The 24,012-nt window shown below is 72.7% G+C and carries 22 protein-coding genes; 16 read left to right on the top strand and 6 right to left on the bottom strand.

The window, feature by feature from the left end; genetic code table 11:
• Positions 1-5: 5 nt before the first annotated feature.
• The 7 genes from ACLJN9_RS03925 to ACLJN9_RS03895 all read left to right on the top strand — a co-directional run bounded on the left by ACLJN9_RS03925 (position 6) and on the right by ACLJN9_RS03895 (position 7,611).
• Positions 6-503 (top strand): hemerythrin domain-containing protein, encoded by a 498-nt coding sequence (locus ACLJN9_RS03925; protein WP_410809624.1) that lies wholly within the window; start codon positions 6-8, stop codon positions 501-503.
• Between the two features lie 55 nt (positions 504-558).
• Entirely contained in the window at positions 559-1,800 is a 1,242-nt protein-coding gene (locus ACLJN9_RS03920; RefSeq protein WP_410809623.1) for a sensor histidine kinase, read from the top strand.
• A complete protein-coding gene (locus ACLJN9_RS03915) occupies positions 1,797-2,447 on the top strand; it encodes a response regulator transcription factor (RefSeq protein WP_410809622.1) in 651 nt (216 codons plus the stop codon). Before ACLJN9_RS03920 ends, ACLJN9_RS03915 begins: the two co-directional genes overlap by 4 nt.
• A gap of 72 nt (positions 2,448-2,519) precedes the next feature.
• Positions 2,520-3,596 (top strand): hypothetical protein, encoded by a 1,077-nt coding sequence (locus tag ACLJN9_RS03910; protein ID WP_410809621.1) that lies wholly within the window; start codon positions 2,520-2,522, stop codon positions 3,594-3,596.
• A gap of 59 nt (positions 3,597-3,655) precedes the next feature.
• Positions 3,656-5,113, top strand: coding sequence for a magnesium chelatase (locus ACLJN9_RS03905; protein ID WP_410809620.1), 1,458 nt, complete (start codon positions 3,656-3,658; stop codon positions 5,111-5,113).
• Positions 5,114-5,115: 2 nt separating this feature from the next.
• A complete protein-coding gene (locus ACLJN9_RS03900; RefSeq protein ID WP_410809619.1) occupies positions 5,116-7,068 on the top strand; it encodes a VWA domain-containing protein in 1,953 nt (650 codons plus the stop codon).
• 81 nt (positions 7,069-7,149) lie between these two features.
• Positions 7,150-7,611, top strand: a complete 462-nt coding sequence (locus tag ACLJN9_RS03895; protein ID WP_410809618.1) for a hypothetical protein — start codon at positions 7,150-7,152, stop codon at positions 7,609-7,611.
• Positions 7,612-7,789: 178 nt separating this feature from the next.
• On the opposite strand, the gene ACLJN9_RS03890 is transcribed toward ACLJN9_RS03895, so the two are convergent.
• A complete protein-coding gene (locus tag ACLJN9_RS03890; RefSeq protein ID WP_410809617.1) occupies positions 7,790-8,797 on the bottom strand; it encodes a GlxA family transcriptional regulator in 1,008 nt (335 codons plus the stop codon).
• Positions 8,798-8,851: 54 nt separating this feature from the next.
• On the opposite strand from ACLJN9_RS03890, the gene ACLJN9_RS03885 reads away from it, so the two are divergent.
• Positions 8,852-10,156 (top strand): MFS transporter, encoded by a 1,305-nt coding sequence (locus tag ACLJN9_RS03885; protein ID WP_410809616.1) that lies wholly within the window; start codon positions 8,852-8,854, stop codon positions 10,154-10,156.
• A gap of 2 nt (positions 10,157-10,158) precedes the next feature.
• Here the strand turns inward: ACLJN9_RS03885 and ACLJN9_RS03880 are convergent, their stop codons facing one another.
• The 3 genes from ACLJN9_RS03880 to ACLJN9_RS03870 all read right to left on the bottom strand — a co-directional run bounded on the left by ACLJN9_RS03880 (position 10,159) and on the right by ACLJN9_RS03870 (position 11,769).
• Positions 10,159-10,887: an RICIN domain-containing protein gene (locus tag ACLJN9_RS03880; RefSeq protein ID WP_410809615.1), complete on the bottom strand. Its 729-nt coding sequence runs from the start codon at positions 10,885-10,887 to the stop codon at positions 10,159-10,161.
• Between the two features lie 71 nt (positions 10,888-10,958).
• A complete protein-coding gene (locus tag ACLJN9_RS03875) occupies positions 10,959-11,243 on the bottom strand; it encodes a DUF427 domain-containing protein (RefSeq protein WP_410809614.1) in 285 nt (94 codons plus the stop codon).
• Between the two features lie 55 nt (positions 11,244-11,298).
• Positions 11,299-11,769 carry an aminoacyl-tRNA deacylase gene (locus tag ACLJN9_RS03870; protein WP_410809613.1) on the bottom strand — a complete coding sequence of 157 codons (471 nt, stop codon included), beginning with the start codon at positions 11,767-11,769 and terminating at the stop codon, positions 11,299-11,301.
• 94 nt (positions 11,770-11,863) lie between these two features.
• On the opposite strand from ACLJN9_RS03870, the gene ACLJN9_RS03865 reads away from it, so the two are divergent.
• The 8 genes from ACLJN9_RS03865 to ACLJN9_RS03830 all read left to right on the top strand — a co-directional run bounded on the left by ACLJN9_RS03865 (position 11,864) and on the right by ACLJN9_RS03830 (position 20,949).
• The gene (locus ACLJN9_RS03865) at positions 11,864-13,261 is read left to right on the top strand and encodes an FAD-binding oxidoreductase (RefSeq protein WP_410809612.1); all 1,398 of its coding nucleotides are present in this window, start codon (positions 11,864-11,866) and stop codon (positions 13,259-13,261) included.
• Positions 13,258-14,601, top strand: coding sequence for a class I SAM-dependent methyltransferase (locus tag ACLJN9_RS03860; RefSeq protein ID WP_410809611.1), 1,344 nt, complete (start codon positions 13,258-13,260; stop codon positions 14,599-14,601). Before ACLJN9_RS03865 ends, ACLJN9_RS03860 begins: the two co-directional genes overlap by 4 nt.
• Positions 14,602-14,709: 108 nt before the next feature.
• Positions 14,710-15,267 carry a helix-turn-helix domain-containing protein gene (locus tag ACLJN9_RS03855; protein WP_410809610.1) on the top strand — a complete coding sequence of 186 codons (558 nt, stop codon included), beginning with the start codon at positions 14,710-14,712 and terminating at the stop codon, positions 15,265-15,267.
• On the top strand, positions 15,260-16,138 hold the full coding sequence (locus ACLJN9_RS03850) for an SRPBCC family protein (protein ID WP_410809609.1): 879 nt from the start codon (positions 15,260-15,262) through the stop codon (positions 16,136-16,138). Before ACLJN9_RS03855 ends, ACLJN9_RS03850 begins: the two co-directional genes overlap by 8 nt.
• A gap of 163 nt (positions 16,139-16,301) precedes the next feature.
• On the top strand, positions 16,302-16,535 hold the full coding sequence (locus tag ACLJN9_RS03845; RefSeq protein WP_410809607.1) for a zinc-ribbon domain-containing protein: 234 nt from the start codon (positions 16,302-16,304) through the stop codon (positions 16,533-16,535).
• A gap of 425 nt (positions 16,536-16,960) precedes the next feature.
• Entirely contained in the window at positions 16,961-19,237 is a 2,277-nt protein-coding gene (locus tag ACLJN9_RS03840; RefSeq protein ID WP_410809606.1) for a putative bifunctional diguanylate cyclase/phosphodiesterase, read from the top strand.
• Positions 19,238-19,311: 74 nt separating this feature from the next.
• The gene (locus ACLJN9_RS03835; protein WP_410809605.1) at positions 19,312-20,070 is read left to right on the top strand and encodes a MerR family transcriptional regulator; all 759 of its coding nucleotides are present in this window, start codon (positions 19,312-19,314) and stop codon (positions 20,068-20,070) included.
• A 93-nt stretch (positions 20,071-20,163) separates the two neighbouring features.
• Positions 20,164-20,949, top strand: coding sequence for a hypothetical protein (locus ACLJN9_RS03830; RefSeq protein ID WP_410809604.1), 786 nt, complete (start codon positions 20,164-20,166; stop codon positions 20,947-20,949).
• Between the two features lie 7 nt (positions 20,950-20,956).
• Here the strand turns inward: ACLJN9_RS03830 and ACLJN9_RS03825 are convergent, their stop codons facing one another.
• Positions 20,957-22,327 carry a serine hydrolase gene (locus ACLJN9_RS03825; RefSeq protein ID WP_410809603.1) on the bottom strand — a complete coding sequence of 457 codons (1,371 nt, stop codon included), beginning with the start codon at positions 22,325-22,327 and terminating at the stop codon, positions 20,957-20,959.
• 84 nt (positions 22,328-22,411) lie between these two features.
• Positions 22,412-23,962, bottom strand: a complete 1,551-nt coding sequence (locus tag ACLJN9_RS03820; RefSeq protein ID WP_410809602.1) for a gluconokinase — start codon at positions 23,960-23,962, stop codon at positions 22,412-22,414.
• Positions 23,963-24,012: the final 50 nt, after the last annotated feature.

Genomic DNA, 24,012 nt, shown 5'->3' with positions numbered 1-24,012 from the left:
GCACAGTGGACGACATCACCGCACTGATCCTCGACGACCACCACTCGTTCCGGGTCGGCTTCGCCCGCCTCGACGACGCCCGCGACGAGCAGGAGCTGCTGGCCATCTGGGACGCGCTCGCCCTGCACCTGGACATCCACGCCGAGGCGGAGGAGGCGATCCTCTACCCGCACCTGGTCAAGCACGGCGACGACGGCGAGGACGAGACCGCTGACGCGATCGGCGACCACAACAAGATCCGTGACGCCATCGCCGAGTCCAAGCTGCACCCGGTCGGTTCGGACCGCTGGTGGGCGGCGGTCGGCACGGCCCGCCGGGAGAACAGCGAGCACCTGGCCGAGGAGGAGGACGAGGCGCTGCCCGACTTCCGCCGCCACGCCGGCACCGAACTGCGAGCCGAGCTGGGCCACCGTTGGCTGACCTTCTACGGCGAGCACAAGAACGGACGCAATTTGCCGTTCCGCGACAAGGACCCGCAGGAGTACGTGGCCGACCACCGCTGAGATCTCCCCGGCTCGGGGGAGTCGCCGGGACCGATCCCGACAGCAGAATGACCAGGTGACCCTCCGAACGGTGCTGGCACCGCTGGTTGCCGGCACCACCTGGCGACGCGGCGTGTTCCTGCTGCTCGGCGGCGTGCTGGCGCTGCCGTATGCGCTGCTCGGGGTGACCTTCACGTCGCTGCTCGCCGGCTCGGAGATCCCCCGCCCGCTGGTGTACGCCCTGCTGGTGATCGCGGCGCTGATCGCCGTGGTGCCGCTGCTCCTGGACGGCAGCCGTGCCCTGGAGATCGCCGCCGCGCGGGCGCTGCTCGGTGTGGACCTGCCCGACCCGGCACCCGGGCACCGTACCGACCGGGAGACCCGGCTGCGCAGCGCACTGTGGATCGCCACCCACCTGGCCGTCGGCGGTCTGGTGATGGTCGCGCTGATCACCGCCGTACCGATGGCCCTGGCCTTCATCGCCCAGCAGTTCGGTATCGGCGACGAGGTGACCAGCCGGGAACGGTTCGGGCCGCTGAACGGGCGGGACAGCGGCTGGCTCACCCTGAGCGGGGTGGCCCTGCTGGTCGGCCTCGGCTATGCCGTCGCCGGGCTCGGCGCGCTCGCCGTCTCGATGGCACCGGTGCTGCTCGGCCCGGCCCAGGCCGAACGGATCGCCGCGCTGGAGGCACGGGCCACCCGGCTCGCCGAACGCAACCGCCTGGCCCGGGAGCTGCACGACTCGGTCGGCCACGCGCTGACCGTGGCCACCCTGCAGGCCGGGGCCGCCCGCGAGGTGCTCGACAACGATCCGGAATTCGTCCGGCGGGCGCTCACCGCCATCGAGAACGCCGGGCGGACCGCCATGGACGAGCTCGACCACGTGCTCGGCCTGCTCCGCGAGACCGGCGGCGGCCGGAGCGCGGCGCCGCAGCGTACCCTCGCCGACCTGGAGCGGCTGGTCACCGACGCCCGCGCGACCGGGCTGGCGGTGCACGCGCAACGCGCCGGAGACCCGGCGCGGGTGCCTCCGGCGGTCTCCCGGGAGGGCTACCGGATCGTCCAGGAGGGGCTGACCAACGCCGCCCGGTACGGGCGCGGGCCGGTGACGCTTCGGCTCGACCTGCACCCGGACGCCCTGGAGCTGGAACTGGTCAACGAGATGGGTCGCGCCGCCCGCGTCGACCCGGGCCGGAGCGGTCGGGGCCTGGACGGCATGCGGGAGCGGGTGCTGCTGCTCGGCGGCCGGCTCACCGTGGGCCCGGACGGCGACCGGTGGCTCATCCGGGCCCGCCTGCCGTACGAGGGGACGCCATGACCACCGGGGTGCTGATCGTCGACGACGACGAGCTGATCCGGATCGGGCTGCGGGCCATCATCGACGCGCAGCCCGACCTGACGGTGCTCGCCGAGGCCGCCGACGGCGCCGAGGTGCCCCCGCTGGTCGCCCGACACCGGCCGGCGGTGGTGCTGATGGACGTGCGGATGCCCGGCATCGACGGCATCCAGGCCACCCGTCACCTGCTGGCCACCTCCGCCAACCCGCCGCGGGTGCTGGTCGTCACCACCTTCGCCAACGACGAGTACGTCTACGAGGCGCTGCGCGCCGGCGCGTCCGGCTTCCTGCTCAAACGGGCCCGGCCGGCCGAGGTCGTGGAGGCGGTCCGGGTGGTCGCCGCGGGGGAGTCCCTGCTCTTCCCGGCCGCCATCCGCCAGCTGTTCGGGGCGTATGGGCCACCGGGGGGCGATCGGTTGGCCGCCGCCCGGCTCACCGAGCGGGAGGCCGAGGTGCTGCGCCTGATGACCACCGGCCGATCCAACCCGGAGATCGCCGCGCACCTCGTGGTCGGGGTGGAGACGGTGAAGACGCACGTCGGCAACGTGCTGGCCAAGCTGGGGGTACGCGACCGCACCCAGGCGGTGATCGCCGCCTACGAGTCGGGCTTCGTGGTCCCCACCGGCTGATCCCCCCGGTGGGGGAGCGGGCTGGCCGCCGCGCGGGAGGTCTCCCGCCGGCCGGCGGTCGAGGCTGAGAACATGACAACGATCACTGCTTCCCGACCCCGATCCGACTCACGCTGGCCGGACCGACTCGCCCCACTGGCCGCCGGTTGGCTCGGCCTGTGGGGCGTGCTCGCCCTGCTCGGCACACTCACCGGCGCCGGCTACCCGTTCGGTGCCAACGACACGCACGGCGGCGAGGTCAGCCTGCTGCGCCTGGTACCGGTCGAGCTGGCCACCCCGCTCTTCGCCGGCGTGCTGCTGAGCGCCGCGGTGGCGGCCCTGGCCATGAGTCGCCCGGCGGTACGCCCACCCGGCCCGCTGCGGGCGCTGCTCGCCGGCTACGGATGGGCGGTGGCCTTCGTCCTCACCGTGGTCGTGCCGGATGTCCGGGTGCTGCTCATGCTCGGCTACCTGCCGATCCTGATCGTCGGGGCGCCGTTCGGCTGGCCGCCGGTCGACTACTCCGACCTGTTCAACTGGGCGCTGTTCGCCCGGTTCGCCGCACTGGCCGGCGGGCTGCTGCTGGCCGGGGCGGTGCTCGCCTGGCAGCGCCGCACCGCCGCGGCCTGCGTCGGCTGCGGCCGCGGTGACACCGACCGGGAGTGGACCACCCCGGCCGCCGCCTCGCGCTGGGGGCGGTGGGCCGTCGGCATCGCCGCGGCCATCCCGTTGACGTACGCGCTGACCCGGTTCGCCTGGGCGGCCGGAATCCCGCTGGGTATCTCCCGGGAGTTCCTGACCGAGATGCAGGAGACCGGGCTGGTGTGGGCCGGGTTCGGGCTGGGCGCGTTCGCCACCGTCGGTGCGATCCTCACCCTCGGACTGGTGCAGCGGTGGGGCGAGCGGTTCCCGCGCTGGATGGTCGGCCTCGCCGGTCGCCGGGTGCCGGTGAAGCTGGCCGTGGTGCCGGCCACCCTGGTCGCCGTCGCGGTGACCGCGGCCTCGTTCGGACTGCTCAGCAACCCCGAGTTCTGGCGGCTCACCGGCGGGCTCAGCCTGACCGGGGCGCCGATGCTGCTCTGGCCGTTCTGGGGGATCGCGCTCGGCGCCGCCGCGTACGCGTACCACCTGCGCCGTCGCGGAACGTGCCGGCGCTGCGGCCGGGGCTGAGGGGTGGGAGCGGGGGTGCCCCACCGATGCCGGGGGCACCCTCGCAAACGTGAGCTAGCGTGGGTCGGGTGACTGCGCCCTTTCCGGCAATTCCGGTTCCACCGGCCGACCTGCCCGCCACGCTCGGCGCGCTGCGGGCCGCCGGTCACCAGTACCGCACCGTCAAGCAGGAACTCCGCGCCAACCTCCTCGCCCGCATGCGCAACGGCGAGGCCCGCTTCCCCGGCATCGTCGGCTACGACGACAGCGTGCTGCCCGAGGTGGAGCGGGCGCTGCTCGCCGGGCACGACATGGTGCTGCTCGGCGAGCGCGGCCAGGGCAAGACCCGCCTCATCCGCTCCCTCGGCGCGCTGCTCGACGAGTGGACCCCCGTTCTCCCGGGTTCGGTGCTCAACGAGCACCCGATGCACCCGCTCACCCCGGCGTCCGTCGCCCAGGTCGCCGAGGCCGGCGACGACCAGCCGGTCGGCTGGCTGCACCGCTCGATGCGGTACGGCGAGAAGCTGGCCACCCCGGACACCAGCGTCGGCGACCTGATCGGCGACGTCGACCCGATCCGGATCGCCCAGGGTCGCACCCTCGGCGACCCGGAGACCATCCACTTCGGGTTGGTACCCCGCACCAACCGGGGCATCTTCGCCGTCAACGAGCTGCCCGACCTTGCCGAGCGGATCCAGGTGGCGCTGCTCAACGTGCTCGAGGAGCGTGACATCCAGGTGCGCGGCTACCAGCTGCGGCTGCCACTGGACCTGCTCCTGGTGGCCAGCGCCAACCCGGAGGACTACACCAACCGGGGTCGGATCATCACCCCGCTCAAGGACCGGTTCGGCGCGGAGATCCGTACCCACTACCCGCTCGACCTGGAACTGGAGCTGGATCTGATCCGGCAGGAGGCCGACCTGGTCGCCGAGGTGCCGGAGCACGTCCTGGAGGTCCTGGCCCGCTTCGCCCGTGCGGTGCGCGAGTCGCCGTCGGTCGACCCACGCTCCGGCGTCTCCGCCCGGTTCGCCATCGCCGCCGCCGAGACGGTCGCCGGTGCCGCGCTGCGTCGCGCCGGCCTGCTCGCCGCGGGCAACCCGCAGGGTCGACCGGAGGCCGCCGTGGCCCGGGTCGGCGACGCGGAGTCGGTGACCAGCACGTTGCGCGGCAAGGTGGAGTTCGAGAGCGGCGAGGAGGGGCGCGAGATCGAGATTCTCGCCCACCTGCTGCGGACCGCGACCGCCGAGACGTTCCGGGCCCACCTCGTGGGGCTGGACCTGTCCGGCTTCACCGGGCTGGTCGAGGACGGCGCGGCGATCGAGACGGGTGAGCTGGTCGGCGCCGGCGAGCTACTGCGTCAGGTGGGCACCGTGCCCGGGCTGGCCAAGGTGCTGGACCGGCTCGGCCTGGGCGACGCGCCCAGCCCGGAGGAGGCCGCCGCCGGCGTCGAGTTCGTGCTGGAGGGTCTGCACCTGACCCGTCGACTCGGCAAGGACATCAGCGACTCGGGGCGCACCGTCTACGGCGGCCGGGGCTGACCATGGCCGGCAACCGATTCCGGTACGGGCAGTGGCGCGGCGGGCCCGACCCGCTCGCGCCTCCGTACGACGTGCGCGAGGCGGTGGACGCGGTCGGCACCGAGGTGCTGGCCGGCGGCAGTCTGCGGGAGGCGCTGCGCGACCTGTTGCGCCGTGGCCCGCAGGGGCGTGGGGGGCTCGACGAGCTGGCTGCCCGTGCCCGGCGGTTGCGTCGGGAGGCGCTTCGCAGGGGTGATCTGGACGGCGCGGTGACCCGGGCACAGGCCCTGCTCGACCAGGCCCTCGCCGCCGAGCGGGACGAGCTGCGGGGCCGCGACGACGACGGCGCGCGGTTCGCCGAGTCGGTGCTGGACAATCTGCCCCGCTCCACCGCGCGGGCCGTGGAGGAGTTGGCCGGCTACCAGTGGGCCAGCGACGACGCCCGCCGCTCGTACCAGCAGATCCTCGACCAACTCCGGAACGACGTGCTCGGTCAGCGGTTCGCCGGGCTGCGCGACGCCGTGCGCGCGTCCGCCGACCCGGCCGCCCAGCAGCGGCTCGCCGAGATGATGCGGGACCTGAACGACCTGCTGGCCCGGCACGGCCGCGCGGAGGACACCACCGACGCGTTCGCCGAGTTCATGCGCCGGCACGGCGACTTCTTTCCGGAGAAGCCGGAGACCGTCGACGAGCTGATCGACGTGTTGGCCCGCCGTTCCGCTGCCGGTGAGCGGCTGATGAACTCGCTCTCCGATCGGCAGCGCGCCGAGCTGGCCGGGCTGATGCAGCAGTCACTCGGTGACCGGCTCGCCGGGGAGCTCTCCGCGCTGGACGCTAACCTGCGGGCGCTGCGGCCGGATCTGCGGTGGGGGCGCGGCGAGCGGGTCCGGGGCGAGCAGCCGTTGGGCTACGGGGACGCGGCCGGCGCGCTGGGTGAGATCGGCGAGCTGGACGAGCTACTGGACCAGCTCGAGCAGGACCACCCGGGGGCCACCCTGGACGACGTGGACGTCGACGCGGTGGCCCGGACGCTGGGTCGCGACGCCGCCGACGAGGTCCGCCGGCTGCGCGAGTTGGAGCGGGAGCTTCGCCGGCAGGGCTGGGTGGCTCGGGACGCCGACGGGCTCACGCTGAGCCCGAAGGCGTTGCGCCGGCTTGGCGGGACCGCGCTGCGACGGGTCTTCGCCGAGCTGACCGCCGGGCCGCGCGGCCAGCACGACCTGCGGTCGGCGGGCGCCGCCGGCGAGGTCAGCGGGGCGTCCAGGCCGTGGCAGTACGGCGACGAGCAGCCGTTGGACGTGGTCCGCACGCTGACCCGGGCGGTCAGCCGGGGTGGACCGGGTGTGCCGGTGCAGCTGGCGGTGGACGACTTCGAGGTGGTGGAGACCGAGAAGCGGGCCTCCGCCGCCGTGGTGCTCTGCGTCGACCTCTCGTACTCGATGATCTCTCAGGGTCGTTGGGGGCCGATGAAGCAGACGGCGCTGGCGCTGGCGCACCTGATGGAGACCCGGTTTCCGCAGGACGCCCTGCAGATCGTGGGCTTCGGCCGGGAGGCGAGAACGCTCAGTCAGCAGGAGTTGGCCGCCGTGGAGCCGGACATGGAACAGGGCACCAACCTGCAGCACGCGCTGCGGTTGGCCGGCCGGCACCTGCGCCGGCACCCGGACGCGGAGCCGGTGGTGCTCGTGGTCACCGACGGTGAGCCGACCGCCCACCTGGACCCGGACGACGGGGAGGCGTTGTTCCACTGGCCGCCGCTGCCGGAGACGATCGAGGCGACCGTCCAGGAGGTGGATCGGCTCAGCCGCTACGGAGCAACGCTCAACCTGTTCATGCTGGGCGACGATCCGGGCCTGCGCCGCTTCGTCGACGCGGTGGCCCGCCGCAGCCGGGGCCGCATGTTCACCCCGGACACCGACGACCTGGGCGAGTACGTCGTCTCCGACTACCTCCGCTCCCGCCAGTCCCGCCGCTGACTCCCTGCCCTCGCTCTCGTCCGGGTGAACCGGGCACCACAACGTCACGATCGACGGGGTGGGGCGGGGTTGACTGGAAGGGTGGAGAGCGGGGGGCTGCGGCGGGCGTACGACGCGGTGTTCGCGGAGCTTGACGGGACCGAGTTCGGGTCACCGCCGGAGGGGCAGCTCAGCGCCGAGCAGACCGTCGCGCATCTGGTGGCCAACGACGAGCTGATGATCCAGGCCACCGAGGCGTTGCTGGCCGGGTCACCGTTCGCCTACTACGACCTGGATGACATGCACCGCCCGCAGCTCGACGCGTTGGTCGCCGAGCAGGGCGGTCTGCGTGGTCTGACCGCACTGCTGCACGACACCAGCGATCGCCTGTGCGGGCTGGTCGACCAACTCGGCCTGGCGGCGGAGACCCCGGTCGAGACCCACCTGCGGGAGGGGTTCGACCTCGTCGTCGACGAGCCCCTGCCCTGGTCACGCACGCTCGACCTGCACGCCCGGGTCCACCTACCCAAGCACCAGGCCCGCCTCCACCTCCTGCGTCCCTAGCGGCACGGGCAGCGTCAGATCCACGGTCCCGGTGGCGCCGATCGCACGCCCGGCGTGGCACACGAGGGGCCCGGTCGGTCTGTCGAGCGTGATGCCCCTCAGTCATCTTTATGCCTCAGAGGCATCACGCTCAGCGCAGTGCCATGCCCGGCGCGTGGTCGCGGCGGCCTGTGGCGGATCAGCCGCCGACGAGTTCGGGGCGGGGGTGGAAGGTGCGGCGGTAGGTGGAGGGGGCGACGCCCACGCGCTGGTGGAGTTGTTGGCGCAGGGCGGCCGTGGTGCCGAAGCCGCAGCGGTGGGCGATCTGGTCGACGGTGAGGTCGGTCGTCTCCAGCAGCAGACGGGCGCGGTCGGTGCGCTGCTGGAGCAGCCACTGCGCCGGGCTCAGCCCGGTTTCCGAGCGGAAACGCCGGGTGAAGGTGCGCACGCTCATCCGGGCCTGTTCGGCGAGGTCGCGCAGCGCGATCGGCTCGGACAGCCGCTGCCGGGCCCACTCCCGGGCGCCGGCGGTGCTGGTGTCGCTGGCCTTCGGCACCGGTTGCTCGATGTACTGCGCCTGGCCGCCGTCCCGCCAGGGCGGCATCACGCAGCGGCGCGCGGCCCGGTTGGCCACCTCGCTGCCGTGGTCGAGGCGGATGACGTGCAGGCAGAGGTCGATGCCCGCAGCCACCCCGGCCGAGGTCAGCACCCGGTCGTCGGCGATGAAGAGCACACCGGGGTCGAGGTCCACCTCCTCGTGCAGTCGGCGGAACTGTTCCGCGTACGCCCAGTGGGTGGTGGCTCGACGGCCGTCGAGCAGCCCGGCGGCGGCCAGCACGAACGCTCCCGTGCAGATCGACATCATCCGGGCGCCCCGCTCGTACGCCGAGCGCAGCGCCTCGGCCACCGCCGGCTCGATGGTGCCCGCGGTCAGTGCGCTCCCGTCGTGAACGCCCGGGACGATCACCGTGTCGGCGGTCTCGAGCAGTTCCAGCCCGTGGTCCGGCACCACCTGGAAGCCGGCGGTGCTGCGGACGGCCCGGCCACCGGGGGTGCACACCCGCACGTCGTAGTGCAACGCCCGGTCGGCGGCCCGGGCGGTGCCGAAGACCTGGGACGGGGTGCCGAGGTCGAGGCCGACCACGTGGTCGAGGGCGAGGACGGCGATCCGGTGCGGGCGTGAGCTCATGGCCCGATTATTGCGCATGATGGCTTTCCGGCCACTCGTCGGTGACCCACGCGCCGAAGCAGACTGACCGGCGTGAGAAAGAACCGTCGTCTGCATCCCGCCTGGCTGGTAGCCGCCGTCGCCTTCGTGGCGCTGGTCGGAGCGGCCGGCTTCCGCGCCACCCCGTCGGTGCTGCTGCACCCACTGCACGAGGAGTTCGGCTGGCCGCTGGCCACCATCTCCGCGGCCGTCTCGGTCAACCTGCTGCTCTACGGGCTCACGGCACCGTTCGCCGCCGCGCTGATGGACCGGTTCGGCATCCGCCGGGTGGTCTCGGTGGCGCTGCTGCTGGTCGCCGCCGGCAGCGGGCTGACCGTCTTCATGACCGCCAGCTGGCAGCTGCTGCTCTGCTGGGGCGTGCTGGTCGGGCTGGGCACCGGTTCGATGGCGCTCGCCTTCGTGGCCACCGTCACCGGGCGCTGGTTCGTCCACCGGCGGGGCCTGGTCACCGGGGTGCTGACCGCCGGCGGGGCAGCCGGGCAGCTGGTCTTCCTGCCGCTGGTCGCGGTGCTGGTGCGCGACCACGGGTGGCGCGTGGCAGCGCTCGTCGTGGCCGGAGCCGCACTGGCGGTCGTACCCCTGGTGGTGTGGTTGCTGCGCGAGCACCCGGCGGATCTCGACCTGCCCGCCTACGGCGCGACGGAGGTTGTCGCGGCGCAGCCGCCGGCCGGCGGCGCGGCGACCCGGGCGCTGGGCGCGCTGAGCGCCGCGGCCCGGACCCGGCCGTTCTGGCTCCTGGCCGCAGGGTTCGCGATCTGTGGCGCGACCACCAACGGCCTCGTCGGTACGCACTTCGTGCCGGCCGCGCACGACCACGGCATGACCGAGACCACCGCCGCCGGGCTGCTCGCCCTGGTCGGGCTCTTCGACATCGTGGGCACGATCGCCTCCGGCTGGCTGACCGACCGGGTGGACAGCCGGTTGCTCCTCGGCGCCTACTACGCGCTGCGCGGAGCGTCCCTGCTGGTGCTGCCGAGCCTGTTCGCCGGCACCGCGAAACCGAGCATGCTGGTGTTCATCATCTTCTACGGCCTGGACTGGGTGGCCACCGTGCCGCCGACCGTGGCGCTGTGCCGGGAATACTTCGGCAGCGCGGGCGCGGTGGTGTTCGGCTGGGTGTTCGCCGCGCACCAGTTCGGCGCGGCGCTCGCCGCGACCGCCGCGGGGCTGGTCCGGGACCGGCTCGGCGACTACGCGATGGCCTGGTACGTGGCCGGCGCCCTGTCGATCGGCGCGGCCGGGCTGTCGTTACTGCTGCGCCGACGCCCGGGCAGGCCGGTGCCGGAGGCCGTGCTGGTGGCCGCGACCGTACCCCGGGCGTGGAGCTTCCGGGGTTGAGATCAGCCGAGGGTCCACTGCTGGGCGGGTCGACCGTCGCACGGCCGCTGCCGCACCTCGTCCCCGGCCTCGGCGCCGTCGTCGTCGGCCTGCCCGCACTTGCCGCTGTGCACCGCCACCAGCAGCACCGGGCCAGTGCCGGTGGCGGTCAGCCGCCACTGCTGGTTGGCCTGGCCGTGGCAGGGAAACTGCTGCATCCGCGCGCCGTCGTCCCCGCTGCCGCCCTCGACGTCGAGGCACTGCCGGTAGGCGGCGTTGGTCAGCGTCACCACGTCCGCGCCGGCCGGCTCGACCACCCACTGCTGCTCCGCGCCGCCGGTGCAGGCGGCCAACTCGGCCCCGGCCTTCTCGCCGTCGCCGTCGAGCCCGAGGCAGAGCCCGGAGGCGGCCCGCAGCACCCGGGGACCGGTGGGCGGGCCGGCCGGGGTGGTGGCCGGCGGGGTCGGCGACGGTTCGGCCGGGGTGGTCGGGCTCGGCTCGGCCGCCGGGGCGGTGGACGCCGCCGGCCCGGACGGCGCGCCGACCGTCGCCGGCACCACCGGCTCGTCGTTTCCGTCGAGCAGACCGGTGGCGAAGACCACCCCGAGGAGTACGCCGACCAGCCCGACCGCCAGCGCCACCCGCAGCAGCGGGTCGGCCAGCGGGCCGGGGCGGCGTGCCGACCGGCGACCGCCGTAGACGGTGCCGGCGGGGTCGGGGCGTTGGTCGGGGCGTTGACCGGGCGCGGACATACGGGCCATCCTCACCCACCACCGCGGGCCGGGGCCAGTCGGGAAACCATGCCGGCCCCGAGCCCGGTTGGTCAGTCGACGACCCGGACGTCCTTCCAGAACGCCACCCGGTCGCGCACCATCTCGGCGTCCGGCTTCGGGTCCGGGTAGTACCAGACCGCGTCCTCGCTGGTGCTGCCCTCGTGGTCGAGGGTGTAGTACGAGGCGGTGCCCTTCCACGGGCAGACGGAGTGCGTCGCGGACTCGCGGATCAGGTCGTCGCGCAGGGCCGAGCGGGGGAAGTAGTGGTTGCCCTCCACCAGCACGGTGTCGTCGCTCTCGGCGACGATCAGGTCGTTCCACACGGCTTTTGGCATGGGACCAACACTATGCCGTCCCGGCGCGCACGACAGTGTTCGGCGCGGCGGCCGCTCAGCGGGTCGGCTGCGGGTCGGTGACGTCGGCCACAATGGCCGCGAGAGCGTCGATCGTGGCGTCGGCGTCGACCGCGACAGCGAGGCCGCGCTCGCCGGCGCCCAGGGTGATCTGCCGGCCGCGCAGCCGCTCGTCGGCGATCACCGGCCAGGCGGTGCTCGCACCGAAGGGGGTGATGGTGCCGCGCTCGTAGCCGGTGGCGGCGAGGGCGCCGGCCGCGTCCGGCATGGAGAGCCGGTGCACCCCGAGCAGGGCGCGCAGCCTGGGCCAGGAGATGACCCGGTCGCCGGGGGTGAGCACGAAGAGGTGGTCGTCGGCCCCCCGACGCACCACGATCGTCTTGACCACGTCCGGGATGGCCACGCCCCGGGCGGCGGCGGCCTCCGCCAGGCTGCCGACCGCGCCGTGGCTGACCAGCCGGTACGGCAGGCCGGCGGCGTCCAGGGCGGCGATGGCGGGCGACGGCATGCCCGCCACGGTAACCGCCGGACCTGCCGTCGGACGGGAAATGGCGCTCGTCGACATCCCACCGATTCCTGACGTCCGGGCGTAAGGTGATCACATGCGCGCTGAGCGTGTGGATCACTCGATTGACCATGATCAAGCGGTGGACACGTTGCGGCAGTCGTACGCCGCGGTGCCCACTGGTGAGCCTGTCCGGCTCGCCAAACGGACCTCCAACCTGTTCCGCCCCCGGTCCGCTCCCCGGACCCCGGGGCTCGACGTGAGCGGCCTCGGCCGGGTGCTGTCGGTCGACCCGACCGGGCGCACCGCCGAGGTGCAGGGCATGTGCACCTACGAGAACCTGGTCGACGCGACGCTGCGGCACGGCCTGATGCCGCTGGTGGTGCCGCAGCTGCGCACCATCACGTTGGGCGGTGCGGTGACCGGCCTGGGGATCGAGTCGACCTCCTTCCGCAATGGTCTGCCGCACGAGTCGGTGCGCGAGCTGGACATCCTCACCGGCTCGGGCGAGATCGTCACCGCCCGGCCGGACGGTGAGCACGCCGACCTGTTCGCCGCGTTCCCCAACTCGCTGGGCAGCCTCGGCTACGCCACCCGGCTGCGCATCGAGCTGCAGCCGGTCGGCCGGTACGTGGCGTTGCGCAACATCCGGTTCACCCGGCTGGAGGCGCTCACCGACGCGATCGCCGAGATCACCGCCAGCCGTTCCTGGGCCGGCGAGCCCGTCGACGCGATGGACGGGGTGATGTTCAGCCCCGGCGAGGCGTACCTGGTGCTGGCCACGTTCACCGACGTTGCCGAGCCACCCAGCGACTACACCGGCCAGGCGATCTACTACCGGTCGTTGCGCCAGCGCACCCGTGACGTGCTCACCGCGTACGACTATCTCTGGCGCTGGGACACCGACTGGTTCTGGTGCTCGGCGGCGTTCGGCGCGCAGCATCCGGTGGTGCGCCGGTTCTGGCCGGCCCGTTACCGGCGCAGCGACGTCTACCACCGGCTGGTCCGGCTCGAGCACCGGCACCAGGTGGCGGCCCGGCTCGACCGGCTGCGCGGCCAGCCGGCCCGGGAACGGGTCGTGCAGGACGTGGAGATCCCGCTGGAACAGACGGCTGACTTCCTGCGCTGGTTCGCAGGCGAGGTGGGAATGAACCCGGTGTGGCTCTGCCCGTTGCGGTTGCGCGAGCCGGCGGGTCCCGGCTCGGCGCGGTCCTGGCCGCTGTATCCGCTCGGGGCGGGGCAGGACTACGTCAACATCGGGTTCTGGGGGAGCGTGTCGATCGCGCCGGGCGCCGCCGACGGCGACGTCAACCGCACGATCGAACGCAGGGTGTCGGAGTCGGGCGGCCACAAGTCGCTCTACTCCGACGCGTACTACGACCGGGACGCCTTCGACCGCCTCTACGGCGGCGAGACGTGGCGTGCGGTGAAGGACCGCTACGACCCGGACCACCGGCTGACGGGACTGTACGAAAAGGCGGTAGCACGAGCATGAGCCTGACCGATCGTGACCAGGGGGCGGCGAGCGTTCCCGCCACCCCGCCGGCGGGGGGCCGGCAAGCGGGACCGACCGTGGCGGATGTGATCCGCGCGGTCACCTCCGGGCCGCTCCCGGTGCGCATCACCGGGTACGACGGCAGCGCGGTCGGCCCCTCCGACGCCGGCATCACCCTGGCCATCCGCTCCGAGCGGGGCCTGTCGTACCTGCTCACCGCTCCCGGTGACCTGGGAATGGCCCGGGCCTACGTGAGTGGTGACCTGGCGTTGCAGGGGGTGCACCCGGGCGATCCCTACGAGGCGCTGCGGGTGCTCAAGGACGAGCTGCGACTGCGCCCACCGTCGCTGGCCGACGGGCTGGCCCTGGTGCGTGGGCTGGGCTGGGAGCGGCTCCTGCCGCCGCCGGCTCCGCCGCAGGAGGCGCAGCCGCGCTGGAAGCGGGTGGTGAACGGGCTGCGGCACTCGCGCGTACGGGACAGCACGGCCATCTCGCACCACTACGACGTCTCCAACGCCTTCTACGAGAGGGTGCTCGGCCCGTCGATGACGTACACGTGTGCGGTCTACCGGTCTCCGGACGACACGCTGGAGCAGGCGCAGGCGGCGAAGTACGACCTGGTCGCCGGCAAGTTGGCGCTCAGGCAGGGGATGCGGCTGCTGGATGTGGGCTGCGGCTGGGGTGGCATGGTCCGGCACGCGGCGCGCGAGTACGGCGTCAAGGCGCTCGGGGTGACCCTGTCGAAGGCGCAGGCCCAGTGGGCGCAGGCGGCGATCGAGCGGGAGGGGCTGACCGGGCTGGCCGAGGTGCGGTACCTGGACTACCGGGACGCGCCGGCGGAGCAGTTCGACGCCGTCTCCTCGATCGGGTTGACCGAGCACATCGGGGTGCGCAACTACCCGGCCTACTTCGGGGCGCTGCGATACCGGCTGCGGCCGGGAGGTCGGCTGCTCAACCACTGCATCACCCGGGCGGACAATCGGGCGCCGCACCGGTCCGGTGCGTTCATCGACCGGTACGTCTTTCCCGACGGTGAGCTGGCCGGCCCGGGTCGGCTGGTCAGCGAGGTGCACGACGCCGGGTTCGAGGTGCACCACGAGGAGAACCTGCGCCAGCACTACGCGCTGACGCTGGCCGCCTGGTGCCGCAACCTGGTCGAGAACTGGGATTTCTGCGTCTCCGAGGTGGGTGCGGGCACCGCCCGGGTGTGGGGTCTCTACATGGCCGGGTCGCGGATGGCCTTCGAGCGCAACGGCATCCAGTTGCACCAGGTGCTGGCCACCCGCACCGGCCCGGAGGGCAGGAGCAGCTATCCGCTGCGACCCGACTGGCTGCCCTGACCCGTCGCTGCCTGAAAGCCGCCGTCCGAAAGCCGCGCCGAAAAAGTCGGCGCGGCTTTCGACGAACCGATTGACAAACAAGTTTTGTACGTACAAACTGATTTTGCCATGAGAGACGTCCTGTACCTGGAGCAGATCGAGCAGGCCGAAGTCCTGCTCAAGCCGCAGCGCGTCGAGGTGCTGCGGCAACTGGCCGAGCCGCGCACCTGCACCGAGGTCGCGGCCCGACTCGACCAGACGCCGCAACGCGTCTACTACCACGTCAAGCAGCTCGTCGGCGCCGGCCTGGTCGAGCTGGTCAACGAGCGCAAGGTCCGCGGCATCACCGAAGGCATCTACCAGGCCGCGGCCCGGTCCTACTGGCTGTCCCCCCGGCTCGTCGGCCGTATCGGCCTACGCCGGGCCCGCGACGAGCTGAGCCTTGGCTACCTGCTCGACCTGATGGAGGAGGTCCAGGCCGACATCGCCGGCCTGGACCGGGCGGCACCCGAGCTGCCCTCGATCGGGGTGTCCGGCGAGATCCGGGTGCCCGCCGACCAGCGCCAGGAGTTCCTGCACGACCTGCAAACCGCACTTCAGGACCTGTTCACCCGCTACGGCGGCAGCGAAGGAGATGCCTTCAAGCTCGCCGTGGCCTGCTATCCGAAAGGGAATGACCATGAGTGAACCGTTGAAGGTGCAGGCCCGCCTCTCCGCGTCCGTCGGGCGCGTCCGCCAGGCACTGACCGACCCGGCCGAGCTGCGACTCTGGCTCGCCGAGCACGCCGAGGTCGAGCTGCCCCAGCGGTACGAGTTCTGGGGCCGCTACACGCCCGAGGGCGACGCCGCACACCAGCGACTGCTGCACGCCGACGACGACACCGTGCGCTTCGGCTGGCTGCTCGACGGGGTGGAGACCACCAGCGAGTTCCAGCTGACCGCCGAGAGCCCCGACAGCACCGTGCTGACGCTGACGCAGAGCCACTTCGACTTCGCCGAGGCGATGAGCGGCTCCAGCATCCGTGGCGTGCTGCAGACGTACTGGGCGCTGGCCATCGCCAACCTGGCCGCACACCTGGAGGGTCAGCCGCTGCTGCCGAAGACCGACTACACCTCCGCCGACCTGCGCGGCGAGCTGGTCATCGCGGCCCCCGCCGACAAGGTGTGGGAGTCGCTGATCGACTCCGAGCAGGCCAGCGCCTGGTTCGGCTACCCGATCGGCATCGAGCCCTGGGTCGGTGGCCGGTACGCCATGGGCGGCTTCGACTCCGGGTACGCCGCCAAGGTGGTCGACCTGGAGCCGGGCCGGAAGATGAGCGTCGACTGGGGACCCGTCGGCGTGACCAGCTGGGAGCTGGCCGAGTCCGGTGGCCGGACGACGCTGACCTTCGTGCAGAGCGGCTTCGACGAGAGCAACCCCCCGTACGCGGCGTGGAACGGGTCGGTGGCCGGGCTGTTCGAGCTGCGCCGCTTCCACGAGGTGCCGGCCTGGCAGCCGATCTGGCTTCCCGCCGAGGTTCCGGGCCTGGAGCCCGAGCCGACCGGTGCCGCCAGCTGACGGTCTCGTCATGATCGTGCTCGATCAAGGATGCAGTGGCCTCATTCGCTCCCGAGGGCACTACATCCTGGATCGAGCACGATCTCGAGCCGGGCGGCCATGCTCTGCTGATTCGCAGGCTGTATTCGGTGACTTTTCGGGGTGGAGTGGGTACTGCCGGGCGATGTTCTTCATCTTTGGTCTGCGTACCAAGGTCGATCGGTCCGGTGTCGTGCAGCAGGTCTGCCGCCACTGCGGCAACCACGCCGCCCAGGTGATCACCCGCCGATCGACGAAATTCACCCTCTTCTTCATCCCCCTCATTCCGATCCGCACCCGGTTCGCGCAGCAGTGCACGTTCTGCGGGGCGGAGTACGAGATCTCCAGGTCCGACGCCGAGCGCCTCCCGGTCGGTTGAGCCGTCGATGGAGCGCTTCCTCTGCTGGCTGATCCGTCGGCCACCGCCTGACAGCACCGCGATGCACACCGCCGCGCGCCCGCCCTGCACCCCCGGCCGGCGCAGGCACCGCCGTGCCCGGCGTCCGCTGGCCGGTACCGGGCTGCCGCGCTCACCCTGGAACCGCTCCGCCGGACGCTGAACGCGGTCATCCGTCCTGGGGTGATGCCACCACCTGAGTCCTGTCGAGCTGCCCCAGATGTGGGGCAGGCGACACGGGCGTTGCGTCCACCAGGCATACCCGTCAAGGCTGGACGGCCGGTCGTGGTCTGGCCGGCGTGCACGTTTGGCTCTGGCGGCGTACCTGAGCGCTGACTAGGCTTTCGGGGGTTTGCCGTGGACCGGTCCTCCCGAGGGTGCACGCACGACGAAGAGCCGGAGCGGCCGTGTCCCACCAGGACGGAAAGCAGGCCGCGGGGACGCTCAACCCCGCGAGTGTGTCCGTCGCGGCCGCTGCCGCGGTCGTGTCCGTGGAGGCGTTCTGGCTGGTCGTCGCGCTGCCGGGCGCCGCGCTGGTCAGTGACCTCGGCGGGATGCTGGTGGCCGGTTGGGCCGCCGTCGCCTGCGCCGGGGTGGCCCGCCGTCATCCGGCACCGCTGCGCCGGTTCTGGACTCTGCTCGCCGCCACCATGGCGCTCGCCGCGCTCGGCAGGGCGATCTGGACGGCACAGCGGCTCGGCGGAGGCGACCTGCCGCACACGCCGCTGGTCGGGGCGGTCTTCGTCGCCGGGATCCTCACCGGCACCGCCGCACTGCTCAGCTCGCCGTCGGCACCGCGGACAGCTGTCGGGCAGGCGCGGACGCTGCTGGACGGAGTGATCGTCGCGCTGGCCCTGGTGCCGATCGGCTGGGTGCTGGTCTTCCGTGGTGTCGCCGCCGCCCAGCTGGCCGACCCGGCACGAACGCTGGGGCTGCTCTATCCGATGTTCGACCTGATGCAGTTGACCATCCTGGTCGCGGTCTCCGGCCCGGCCCGGTCGGTGTGGCGGCCGATGAGCGTGCTCGCGGCGAGCCTGAGCATCCGGGTGGTCGCCGACGTCTGGTACGTGTCGCTGGTCGCGCGGGGCGACTACGCCGCCGGTCACCCGATCGACCTCTGCTGGCCGTTGAGTTACCTGCTGATCGGCCTCGCCACCCGGCACCCACCGCCGCCGGTCTGCGACGGCACCGACGACACCGCCGAGGCGCCGCCGCCTCCGTGGTGGCGGGTGGCGCTGCCGTACCTGCCGGTGGGCGGGGCCATCATCGCGGTGGTGCTGGCCCGCCGGCCCACCGGCCAGTCTCCGCAACTCGTCTTCGTGACCATGATGGTGCTGCTGGCCGCCCTCGCCCTGCGTCAGGGCCTGGCCGCCAACGAGAACCTGCGCCTGGTGGCGCGGCTGCGCAAACTCGCGTACGGCGACCAGCTCACCGGTCTGCCCAACCGGCTGTCGTTCAACCGGCGGCTGCGGCTGGCCCTGCGCGACGGCCGGCCGGTGGCCGTGCTGCTGCTCGACCTGGACGGGTTCAAGCAGGTCAACGACCGGTTCGGGCATGCCACCGGTGACACCCTGCTGACCGGCTTGGCGGCCCGGATGCGGGCCGCGGTCGACGGTGACGGCACCATCGTCCGGCTGGGTGGGGACGAGTTCGCGGTGCTGGTCGACGGCGACCGGCCGGTACCCCCCGAGCGTCTGGCCGAACGGCTGCTGGACGCGCTGCAGCCCTCCGACTCCGACGACGATGTCGGCGTGCACCCCTCGGCCAGCATCGGCATCGCCGAGTACGGCCCGCAGCACGCCTCCCACACCGACCTCCTGCGCGACGCCGACATCGCCATGTACGCGGCCAAGGCAGCCGGGAAGTCCGCGTACCGGACGTGCACGCCGGCGCTGCGCGAGTCGGCCGTCTCCCGGGCCGAGTTGATCGCCGACCTGCGTCGGGCGGTCGACGAGGGGCAACTGCACCTGGAGTTCCAACCCATCGTCGACCTGGCCACCGGCGCGGTACGCAGCGCCGAGGCGCTGGTGCGGTGGCGGCACCCCCGACTGGGGATGCTGCCGCCGGCGAGGTTCCTGCCGCTGGCCGAGGAGACCGGGCTGATCCTGCCGATCGACCGCTGGGTGATCCACGAGGCGTGCCGCGCCGCGGCGACCTGGCGGGGCCGCGCGCCGGAGGCGACCGTCGCGGTGAACATCGCCGCGGCACATCTGCGCCGCCCGGACCTGATCGCCACGGTCACCGCGGCCACCAGCGCGGCCGGGCTGGTGCCGCGGGCGTTGACCCTGGAGCTGACCGAGTCGGCGCTCATCGAGGGCACCGACGCGGTGCTGGAGCGGCTGCACCAGCTCCGGGAACTGGGCATCAGGATCGCCATCGACGACTTCGGTACGGGTTACTCGTCGCTGAGCTACCTGCACCGCATCCCGGCCACCGAGCTAAAGATCGACCGCTCGTTCGTGGCCCGACTCGGCACCGACGACGACCGGGCGTACGCCACGGTCGAGATGGTCACCCGACTGGCCGGCGCGTTCGACCTGGCGGTGGTCGCCGAGGGGGTGGAGACCGAGCGGCAGCACCGGGCGGTCGCCGCGATCGGCTGTGTCTACGGTCAGGGTTACCGCTTCGGTCGGCCGGGAGGGCTGGTGCAGCTCCACGACGCGCTTCCCCCGGTCGCGCGCTGACACAGGGGGCAGAATCGGCCTTGACCCTGACGTAGCGGCAGGCGGGAGCCTGGTTTCCGGAAGGGAGGGAGACCATGGCGTACACGGTGGGTCAGGTGGCGAGCCTCGCTGGCGTGACGGTGCGGACGCTGCACCACTACGACCAGATCGGGCTGCTCTCGCCGAGCGGGCGGACCCTCGCGGGTTACCGCCGCTACGACGACGCGGACCTGCAACGGCTGCAGCTCGTCCTGTACTACCGGGAGCTGGGTCTCCCGCTTGAGGAGATCGCCGCGATTCTCGACGACCCGGCGGCCGACCTAGCCGCGCACCTGCGTCGCCAGCACGAGCTGCTGACGGTACGGATGAAACGGTTGCAGGAGATGGTGACGGCGATCGAGTTCGCGATGGAGGCGAGCAAGATGAACATCCACCTCACCCCGCAGGAGCGGTTCGAGGTCTTCGGGGACGTCAAACCGGAGGAGCACGTTGCCGAGGCCGAGCAGCGGTGGGGCGACACCGACGCGTACCGGGAGTCGAACCGCCGGACCTCCCGTTACTCGAAGGACGACTGGCTGCGGTTGAAGGCGGAGAACGAGGACTGGGGTCGACGGATCGTCGCGCTGCTGGCCTCGGGCGCGCCTGCGGACAGCCCGGAGGCGATGGACCTCGCCGAGGAGCACCGACAGATCATCAGCCGCTGGTTCTACGAGTGCTCGTACGAGATCCACACCGGTCTGGCCGACATGTACCTGGCCGACGAGCGGTTCACCGCGCACTACGAGGCCATCGCGCCTGGGCTGACGGCGTACGTGAGCGAGGCGATCCACGTCAACGCGATCAGCCGCGCGTGAACGAGGTGCGGTCCGGCTACTCTGGCCGGACCGCACCGCGGTGATCGTCGATCGGCCACCGGCCGGCGGGCGTACCGCTCGGGGGGGATGACCGTGGAGAAGCCGAAGCTGATCGCCGCCGGCGGCGTCCTCGCCGTGGCGGTCGCCGTCGGGGTGTGGGCGCTGGCGGCCAACGGCGACGAGCCGGACGCGGGCCGTCCGGCGGCTGGCGCGTCACCCTCGCCGGCCGCGACCGACCCGGTCGGTGTGCTGGTCGCCGCCGCCACCAAACTGGACCAGCAGACCTACCGGCTGACCCTGGGCGCCGGCGCGCAGGCGGGCGGCGACGGCACGGTGGTGCTCTGGGACCCCAAGGCGCGGCGTGGTGTGGAGACCACCTCGCTCAAGGTGCCCAACGGTGAGGTGAAGATCGAGCGGCTGACCACCGGACCGGACGTCTACGTGCGGATCACCGCCCCGGACCGCCGGGTTCCGGCCTGGGACGGCCGCACCTGGTGGCACGTCGGCGCCCCGGGCGCGCCGGCCGCGAAGCAGGGCCTGGACAACACCCGGCTGGCCGCCACGCTGACCGCGCCGGCCCAGGTCCGGCAGACCGGCGCCCGGGAGTACGCCGGCACCCTGGACCTGCGCGAGAGCGGCGCGGTGCTGGGCAGCGGCGTCGGCAAGGTGCTCGGTGAGCGGGCCGGAGCGGTGCCGTTCACCGCCACCGTCGACGAGCAGGGGCGGCTGGTCCACTACCGGATCCAGTTGGCCAGCGAGCAGTCGCAGACCGCGCAGTTGGACCTGACGTACTCGGACTTCGGGCTGCCGGTGGCGTCCGACCCGCCGGCGGCCGACCTCGTCGGCGAGGATCCGCCGGCGAACATTCCCGGCGCCTGAGCCGGGCTCACTCCTCGTACGCCCCGTCCACCGGGGAGACCAGGAAGTCGTAGACGGTACGGGCCAGCCGGCGGACCGTCTCGTCGCCGGTGTCCATCGGCCCGGCGGTGAGGAACGCCACGGCGGTCTCGGTGCCGGGGATCAGGTAGTAGCCGACGTCGTGTGAGGCGTCCGGCAGGTCACCGGTCTTGTGGGCCACCGGCACGCCCGGTGGCAGCGCCGCCGGGATCTTGGTGTTCAGGGTCTGTTCCCGCATGAAACCGATCATCAGGTCGCGGGAGGTGGGGCTGAGGATCTCGTCGTCCCAGACCGCGCCGAGCAGCGAGACAACGTCGTCCGGACTGGTGTGGTTCTCCTCGCCGCGCTGCGCCGCCGCGCTGTCGAGCATCCGGCGGGCCAGGATGGTCGAGCGCTGGTTCATCGAGTCGATCAGCGCGTTGACCGGGGCGAAGCCGCCCAGATAGGTGATCAGCACGTTCGCGGCGATGTTGTCGCTGTATGTGATCAGGTATCGGGCGAGCCGGTGCAGCGTGACCACCTGCGGGAATGTCTCGAACTGCAGCTGGCCGGTGCCGCCGACCACGTCGGCCGGGGTGACCAGCACACCATCGTCGAGAGAGACCTTTCCACAGTCGACTCTGCGCAGCAGCTCGACCAGGATCCACAGCTTGATGACGCTGGCCGCCTTGGGGCGCAGCGCGCCGTTGACCGCGATCTGCTGGTCTCCGTACCGGCCGGACAGGTCCCGCACCGTGACCCCGGCCGGGTTGAGGTTGGCGTCGGCGACCACCCGGGCGAGCTGCCCGCTGAGCGGAAACAGCCGGGCCCCCGCGACGGGGTCGGTGGGCGGCTGCGGGCTGGTGACCACCACGCCGGTCAGCTCGGTCGGCGGCCGGTGCCGGCGGATCACCCGGAGCGTGCCCTCGCTCCGCCCGACCAGCGGCACCCGGTAGCGGTAACCCGTCCCCTCGACGGTGACCTCACCGCTGGCCACCCCGGCGGCGACCCGCATGCCCGGGTCGGCGACGCGTCCCGTGTCGCCGTCGCAGGCGCGGTAGCGCACCGTGTGCCCGAGCGAATCCACCGCGAACACCCCACCGGGAAACGACAACCAGGACACCTCGCTGGTCGGTGCCCGATCCGGCGTCGGGTCCACACCGGGCTCGTGGCTCTGCCGGTCGGAGGTGCCCGGCTCGACCCCGTACCCCGGCTCGGCCTGAGGTGCCGGCTCCGCGACGGGCCCGCGGCCCGGGCCGTCGGCGGTGGCCGGCCCGGTCGTCGCGACCACGGCGAGCACGAGCGCCGCCGCCAGCCACCGCAGGGGTACGCGGACACGGCGACGGAGGAAAGATGAGGGTTTGTTGTCGCTTTTCTTCACGTTTGCACGATATGGAGCGCGGGAGGCGGGTGGGGTCGACGGGACTGGCGTCACCCGTCCGGGCGGCCCATGTCTGCGCGATGGTTACGCCGACGGTCCCGCCGGCACGGGGTCGGTGGGCAGGCCGGGTGCCAGCCGGCGCATCAGGGTGAAGGCGGGCGCCAGCGCGTCGTACAGCTCGGCGAAGAGCGGCAGAAGCGACGCGTACGTGGCGGCGGCGGCCGGATCCGGGCGGACCGTCTCCTCGATCCGCACGAGGTCGGAGGCCACATCGATGCTGGGGATCAGTCCCAACGCCTGCATGCCGAGCAGGGCCGCACCGAAGCTCGACCCCTCCGGCCCGGCCGGAAAGCTCACCGGCAGGCCGAGCACGTCGGCGAGCATCTGCCGCCACAGGCCGCTGCGGGCGAACCCGCCGCCCGCGCGGACCTCGCGCACCTCGTTGCCGGCCGCGCGCACCGAGCTGAGCACGAGCGCGAGCTGCTGACAGACCCCCTCCAGCGCGGCCCGTACCAGATGCTCGCGGCGGTGCCCGTGGGTCAGCCCCACGTACGCGCCACGGGGCAGCGCGCTCCAGTGCGGCGCCCGCTCGCTGTGCAGGTACGGCAGCATGATGAGCCCACCCGAGCCGACCGGCGCCCTCGCCGCCAACGCGACCAGCGCCTCCTCGGAGTGCTCACCCAGGTCCGGGGCGAGCGCCTTGGCGGCCCAGTGCAGCACGATGCCGCCATTGTTGATCGCGCCTCCGACCGCCCACCGGTCCTCGGTCAGCGCGTAGCAGAACACACCGCCGAGCGGGTCCACGCCGGGCCGCTCGACCATCACCCGCATCGCGCCGCTGGTGCCGATCGAGCAGGCCACCATGCCGGGGTGCACCGCGCCCAGGCCCAGGTTCGCCAGCGGCCCGTCGCCGGCGCCGACCACCACCGGGGTGCGCTGCGGCAGGCCGGTGGCCACCGCGGCCTGCGGGGTGAGCCCGGGCAGCACGGCGGTGGTGGAGACCAGTTGGGGGAGCTGTTCCTCGGTGATGCCGGCGATGGCCAGCGCCTCGCTGTCCCACTCCAGCCGGTGGATGTCCATCAGGCCGGTGGACGAGGCGATGGAGTGGTCGGTGACGAGCAGGCCGCAGAGCCGCAGCAGCACCCAGTCCTTGATGCCGACCCAGTGCACGACCTGTTCGAAGAGCTTCGGCTCCTGCTCGGCGTACCAGAGCAGCTTGGGCAGCGGTGCCATCGGGTGGATCGGCGTTCCGGTCCGCCGGTGCAGGGCCAGGCCGGACGGGACCGCCCGCAGGCGTTCCGCCTGCCGAGTGGATCGCGAGTCGGCCCAGGTCACCGAGGGCGTCAGCGGAGTGCCGTCCCGGTCCAGCCCGATGAGGCTGTGCATGGCGGAGCCGAACGACAGCCCGGCCACCGGTGCGGCCAGCCCGGTCACCACCGCGCGGATCGACTCCAGCACCGCGTCAAGAATGAGCGGAGGGTCCTGCTCGGCGTACCCGGGCTGGGGGTTGTCCAGCGGATAGCCGATGGAGTGGCTGGCGAGCTGCCGACCACCGGTGTCGTACGCGACGACCTTGGTGCTGGTGGTGCCGATGTCGACCCCGATCACCACTCCGGGCCGGGTGTCCTGCGGCACGACCCTCACCCCTCCCGTACGGCGATGCGGCGGCATCGCCACCGGAGATG

Source organism: Micromonospora sp. 067-2 (assembly GCF_046549295.1).
Lineage (GTDB): Bacteria > Actinomycetota > Actinomycetes > Mycobacteriales > Micromonosporaceae > Micromonospora.
This window is presented reverse-complemented; position numbering and strand designations above follow the sequence as displayed.

Excerpts from the sequence above, each read along its gene's own strand:
- ACLJN9_RS03835 (WP_410809605.1), top strand. The coding sequence starts at position 19,312 with ATGGCGTACACGGTGGGTCAGGTGGCGAGCCTCGCTGGCGTGACGGTG.
- ACLJN9_RS03855 (WP_410809610.1), top strand. The coding sequence starts at position 14,710 with ATGAGAGACGTCCTGTACCTGGAGCAGATCGAGCAGGCCGAAGTCCTG.
- ACLJN9_RS03875 (WP_410809614.1), bottom strand. The coding sequence starts at position 11,243 with ATGCCAAAAGCCGTGTGGAACGACCTGATCGTCGCCGAGAGCGACGAC.
- ACLJN9_RS03865 (WP_410809612.1), top strand. The coding sequence starts at position 11,864 with ATGCGCGCTGAGCGTGTGGATCACTCGATTGACCATGATCAAGCGGTG.
- ACLJN9_RS03890 (WP_410809617.1), bottom strand. The coding sequence starts at position 8,797 with ATGCGCAATAATCGGGCCATGAGCTCACGCCCGCACCGGATCGCCGTC.
- ACLJN9_RS03915 (WP_410809622.1), top strand. The coding sequence starts at position 1,797 with ATGACCACCGGGGTGCTGATCGTCGACGACGACGAGCTGATCCGGATC.
- ACLJN9_RS03910 (WP_410809621.1), top strand. The coding sequence starts at position 2,520 with ATGACAACGATCACTGCTTCCCGACCCCGATCCGACTCACGCTGGCCG.
- ACLJN9_RS03860 (WP_410809611.1), top strand. The coding sequence starts at position 13,258 with ATGAGCCTGACCGATCGTGACCAGGGGGCGGCGAGCGTTCCCGCCACC.
- ACLJN9_RS03870 (WP_410809613.1), bottom strand. The coding sequence starts at position 11,769 with ATGCCGTCGCCCGCCATCGCCGCCCTGGACGCCGCCGGCCTGCCGTAC.
- ACLJN9_RS03850 (WP_410809609.1), top strand. The coding sequence starts at position 15,260 with ATGAGTGAACCGTTGAAGGTGCAGGCCCGCCTCTCCGCGTCCGTCGGG.
- ACLJN9_RS03880 (WP_410809615.1), bottom strand. The coding sequence starts at position 10,887 with ATGTCCGCGCCCGGTCAACGCCCCGACCAACGCCCCGACCCCGCCGGC.
- ACLJN9_RS03900 (WP_410809619.1), top strand. The coding sequence starts at position 5,116 with ATGGCCGGCAACCGATTCCGGTACGGGCAGTGGCGCGGCGGGCCCGAC.
- ACLJN9_RS03845 (WP_410809607.1), top strand. The coding sequence starts at position 16,302 with ATGTTCTTCATCTTTGGTCTGCGTACCAAGGTCGATCGGTCCGGTGTC.